The organism is Micromonospora sp. D75 (genome assembly GCF_018070405.1).
In the GTDB taxonomy this organism is placed as follows: domain Bacteria; phylum Actinomycetota; class Actinomycetes; order Mycobacteriales; family Micromonosporaceae; genus Micromonospora; species Micromonospora chalcea.
The window spans coordinates 1-4,980 of the sequence record NZ_JAGPXV010000449.1 but is presented as its reverse complement, the minus strand read 5'-3'; the positions used below and the strand labels follow the sequence as shown (position 1 = coordinate 4,980).

Sequence of the window (4,980 nt, the reverse complement as noted above, 5' to 3'; positions counted from 1 at the left end):
CCGTCCGCGCGTACCGGCCGGGCGACGCGGCGCGGCTGCTGACCGTCAAGCTGGTCGGCTACACGGCGGTCCTGCACGCCCTCGCCCCGCGGATGACCGACGAGAGCGCTGTCGTGCTGCTCGGCGGCCTGGCCAGCCACCGGCCGTATCCCGGCTCCACCACAGTCACCACCGCCAACGGCGGGATCAGCGCGCTGGTCCGGACCCTGGCGGTGGAACTCTCGCCGATCCGGGTCAACGCCCTGCACCCGAGCATCGTCTCCGACACGCCGTTCTGGAGCGACAAGCCCGCCGCGCGGGAGGCCGCCGCGACCCGCGCGCTCACCCGGCGGCCGGTCACCATGCGGGACTGCACCGAGGCGATCGACTTCCTGCTGACGAACCGCGCGATAAACGGGATCAACCTGAACATCGACGGCGGAGACGTGCTCATCTGACGCCTGCGGCGATCCGCCACGGCCCCCACCACCCGGTCGCGCCCTGCCCGTGCTCCCGCTGCTCGCGGGAGTACCGGGCCAGGTCGCGGGCGGAGAACAGCGCCATGCCGGCGTGGAATCCGGTCACCGGCACCGGAACCCGCGCCCAGTAGGCGAGCCGGCCGTCGACGTGGAACTCCACCTCCGACGTCGGCGCCCGGTAGGTGATGGCGTAGCCGTGCGCCCGGCCCGGCTCGGTCGGCACATCCAGGACCACCCGGTGGACGTAGTGCTCGTGCGGCTGGGTCACGCCGGGCAGCACCAGGCGCTCGACAGTCGCGTACACGGTGTCGTTCGTCGCGGCGGCGTTGAACACGACGCCGGTCTCCAGGTCGAACAGTGCCACCGTGCCGAACGCGTCCAGCAGGTCGTGCGGGATCTGCCGGTACGTCCGCACGCCCATCTCCACCTCGACGGCCAGCGTGCCCTCCGCCGGCACGGCGAAGCGTCGCACCGACCGGTACATCTGCTTGGCGTTGTTCTGCCGGGGATCGGTGTCGTGGAAGCGGGTGAACGGGTCGACGGTCAGCTCCAGCCGCCCGTCGCCGGTGCGGACGCGGGCGTTGCGGTCCTGGTACCTGTGGGTCTGCCCGTCCGCGCCGGTGATCGACATGACCGCCCAGCGGGCGGGGTCCAGCTCGCGGCCGGTGAAGTCGTCGTACGTCCACGCGCTGGTTCTCAGTGCCGACGTCATGCAGCCACCATCGGACGCCGGCCGGGCGCGGGCATCACCCGTTCACGCGGTTCGGCCGGGCCGGGCACGCCAATGCGCCGGCAGCCTCCCGGAAATCCCGTGATTAAGCCATGCCGCAGCATGAGCGGTCGCCGAGACTGACGCCGCACGCCATCTCCGCATCGTCTGCGACGTTCTCACCAGGGGGAGAGAGCAATGGACACGGCAGCTCCGGCACCGGACGGCGGTCGTTACCTCGCCGTCCATCACAGCGCAGAGTTCAGGGAACTACGGCGACGATCGAGCACGGTCACGCTCTGGGCCAGCGTCGCCTTCTTCGGGTGGTGGTTCCTCGGCAGCCTGCTCGCCACCTACGCTCCGGACTTCTTCCGGGAGAAGGTGGCCGGCCCGGTCAACGTGGGCCTGCTCTTCGTCTTCCTGTCGTTCACCTTCGTGGTGACGCTCGCCGCCTTCTACCTGCGCTACGCCCGCACGCGGCTCGACCCGCTCAGCGAGAAGATCCGCGCCGACCTGGAAGGAGCGTCCCGATGAGCGTCGTCCTCGCCGACCCGCCACCCCCGGTCGACAACACGTGGGCGACGCCCGCGATCGCCGTCCCGGTCACCGTCGTCCTCGCGCTCGCGGTGCTCTACCTGGTCCGCTCGGCGCGCGCCAGCACCACCACCGCGGACGGCTTCCTGCTGGCCGACCGGCGGATCGGGCCGGTGCAGAACGCGCTGGCGGTGGCCTCCGCGCCGCTGATGTACTCGACGATGTACATCATCACCGGCCACATCGCGCTCAGCGGCTACGACGCCATCCTGCTGATGACCGCCTTCACGATGGGCACCATGCTCGCGCTGTTCCTCTTCGCCGGGCCGGTGCGCAACGTCGGCGGCTACACGCTCGGCGACCTGCTCGCGGTGCGCGTCCGGGAACGGCCGGCGCGGATGGCCTCGGCGGTGCTCACACTGCTGACGTACGTCATGCTGACCGTGATCATGATGGCCGCCATCGCGTTCATCTTCAACCGCTGGTTCGGCGTCGACGCGCTCGTCGGCCTGGTCCTCCCGGTCTTCGTGGTCGGCCTGGTCACCGTCGGGTACGTGTACCTCGGCGGGATGCTCGGGGTCACCCGCATCCTGGTGTTCAAGCTGGTGCTGTCGGTGGTCGTGGTGGGCGTGCTGACCGCCTGGGTGCTGGCCCGCTTCGACCTGAACCTGTTCAGCCTGCTGGAGCGGGCCGAGGCCAACGCGGCGCCGGTGCCCAGCGGCAGCGACCTGCTCGGCCCGGGCCGGCTGTTCGGCGAGGGCGCGACCACGCTCGTGCACCTGTCGAAGCTGTTCGCCATCGCGGTCGGGGTGGCGGCGATCCCGTTCCTGTTCATGCGCAACTTCGCGGTGACCAGCGGGCGGGACGCGCGCCGGTCGACCGGGTGGGCGTCGATGATCATCGTCGGGTTCTACCTGTGCCTGTCCGTGGTCGGGCTGGGCGCGGTCGCGATCCTCGGCCGGGACAACATCGGCGTCATCAAGGCCCACCGCGACATCAGCTTCCCCAAGCTCGCCGACGAGCTGGGCGGGCCGGTGATGGTCGGCTCCCTCGCCGGCGTCGCGGTCCTGACGATCGTCGGGGTCTTCGCGCCGCTGCTGCACAGCGCGGTGACGACGGTGACGAAGGACCTGAACGTGCTGCGGGGCCGCCGGCTGGACCCGGCCGCCGAGCTGAAGGACATCAAGCGCAACACCCTGATCATCGGCGTCGGCTCCGTCCTGCTGGCGGTCGCGATGCTGCCGGTACGGACCCACATCTTCATCCCGACCTCGATCGACGTGGCCGGCGCGGTGGTCCTGCCGATCGTCGTCTACGCGCTGTTCTGGCGCCGATTCAACACCCGCGGCCTCCAGTGGACGGTCTACGGCGGCCTCGCGCTCACCGCGTTCCTGGTGCTGTTCTCCAACGGCGTCTCGGGCGAGCCGGACGCCATCTTCCCGGACCGCAACTTCAAGTTCGTGGACATCGAGCCCGCGCTGATCACGGTGCCGGTCGGCTTCCTGCTCGGCTACCTCGGCTCGATCACCAGCCGCGAGCGCGACGATGCCGCCTTCGCCGAGATGCAGGTCCGGTCCCTCACCGGCGCTGTCGCCACGGGACCGGCGCGGCCGGCCGCCGTCGACGACGAGGACCGCGACGGCCGCCAGGACCGGGCGCCCAGCCCGGTGAGCTGACCATCCGCCACGGTGTGGGGCGGCCCCCTCCGCCGCCCCACACCCCTCGGGAGGCAACTGTGGATCCGGTACCGGTTCTGGTCGTGGGCGCGGGCCCGGTCGGCATGGTCACCGCGCTGGCGCTCGCCCGTCACGGCGTCGCCTGCGTCCTCGTCGACCAGGGCTTCGAGACGTCCGTCCATCCCAAGCTGGACTACGTCAACGCCCGCAGCATGGAGTTCTTCCGGCAGTTCGGCCTCGCCGACGACGTGCGTGCCGCCGGCGTCGCGCCCGAGCACCGGTCCGACGTGATCTGGTCGACCGGCCTCGCCGGTGAGCCGATCACCAGGTGGGGCCTGCCCTCGGTGACGCAGGAGTGGCGCCGCATCGCCGAGCACAACGACGGCACCCAGCCGGCCGAGCCGGGCCAGCGGATCTCCCAGATCGACCTGGAGCCGGTCCTGCGGGCGCGCTGCCGGCGGGAACCGCTCGTCGACCTGCGCCTCGGCGTACGGTTCGACTCGCTGACCCAGGACGACGCGGCTGTCACCAGCGTGCTGGCCGACGACACCGGCGGCGAGGTCCGGCTGCGGTCGCGGTACGTCGTCGGGTGCGACGGCGCGTCGAGCCGGGTCCGCCGGGCCGTGGGCATCGGCGAGGAGGGCTTCGACGTGCCCGGCCTGCCGGGCGCGTTCATGGTGCACTTCACCAGCCGGGACCTGGACAGCCTGCACCGGCACGGCCGGTTCTGGCACTACTTCGCGTTCCGGTACGTGATCATCGCGCAGGACGAGGTGGACACCTGGACCGCGCACGTCAACGGGATCGACCCGAACGAGTTCGACGAGCCGCCGGCCGACCCGGAGGCGTTCCTGCTCGACACGATCCGCACCGAGCTGCGGATCGACAAGGTGCTGCTCACCTCGCGCTGGCGTCCCGGCTTCATGCTCGCCGACCGGTACCGCGCCGGCCGGGTGCTCCTCGCCGGGGATTCGGCGCACCGGATGTTCCCCACCGGCGCGTACGGCATGAACACCGGCATCGGTGACGCCGTCGACGTGGCCTGGAAGCTCGCCGCGGTGCTCCGGGGCTTCGGCGGTCCCGCGCTGCTCGACAGCTACGACGCCGAACGCCGCCCGGTGGGGCGGCGCAACATGCACACCTCGCACCGGCACCTGGGCGTGCACCTGCGGGCGGGGGAACTGCTGCGCGACGGCGCCCCGCTGCCGTCCGTCGCGGCCTTCCTCGACGCCGAGCGGGGCGAGAACGAGTACCGGGGCATCGAGCTGGGCTACCGCTATGCCGGCTCGCCGGTGCTCCGGCCGGAGGGCCCGGCCGAACCCCCGGACGACCCGCGGGCGTACACCCCGACGACCTGGCCCGGCGCCCGCCCGCCCAGCCTCCTGCTCAGTGGCGGGCAGCAGATCTTCGACCGGTTCGACCCGGCCTCGTTCACCCTCGTGGACTTCACCGGCGACGGCGCCGCCGATCCGCTGCTGGCGGCGGCGGCCGCGCGGGGCCTGCCGGTCACCCACACCGTGGTGACCGACGCCCGGGCCCGCGAGCTGTGGGAACGCGACCTCGTCCTGCTGCGGCCGGACCACCACGTCGCCTGGCGGGGCAA

The 4,980-nt window shown here is 71.8% G+C and carries 5 protein-coding genes; 4 read left to right on the top strand and 1 reads right to left on the bottom strand.

From position 1 onward, the window contains the following. A partial coding sequence (locus KBX39_RS22870; protein ID WP_210872435.1) for an SDR family oxidoreductase occupies positions 1 to 437 on the top strand: 437 nt, incomplete at its 5' end. Here KBX39_RS22870 and KBX39_RS22865 read toward each other — a convergent pair. Further along, positions 430 to 1,170: a DUF6081 family protein gene (locus KBX39_RS22865; protein ID WP_069088382.1), complete on the bottom strand. Its 741-nt coding sequence runs from the start codon at positions 1,168 to 1,170 to the stop codon at positions 430 to 432. The two genes, KBX39_RS22870 and KBX39_RS22865, sit on opposite strands and share 8 nt — an antisense overlap. Positions 1,171 to 1,365: 195 nt before the next feature. On the opposite strand from KBX39_RS22865, the gene KBX39_RS22860 reads away from it, so the two are divergent. The 3 genes from KBX39_RS22860 to KBX39_RS22850 form a co-directional block, all read left to right on the top strand. Beyond that, positions 1,366 to 1,701, top strand: a complete 336-nt coding sequence (locus tag KBX39_RS22860; protein WP_043323102.1) for a DUF485 domain-containing protein — start codon at positions 1,366 to 1,368, stop codon at positions 1,699 to 1,701. Further along, complete coding sequence (locus KBX39_RS22855) at positions 1,698 to 3,377, top strand: cation acetate symporter (protein ID WP_210872433.1); 1,680 nt, start codon at positions 1,698 to 1,700, stop codon at positions 3,375 to 3,377. The genes KBX39_RS22860 and KBX39_RS22855 overlap by 4 nt, the downstream gene beginning before the upstream one ends. Positions 3,378 to 3,436: 59 nt before the next feature. Further along, a partial coding sequence (locus KBX39_RS22850) for an FAD-dependent monooxygenase (RefSeq protein WP_210872431.1) occupies positions 3,437 to 4,980 on the top strand: 1,544 nt, incomplete at its 3' end.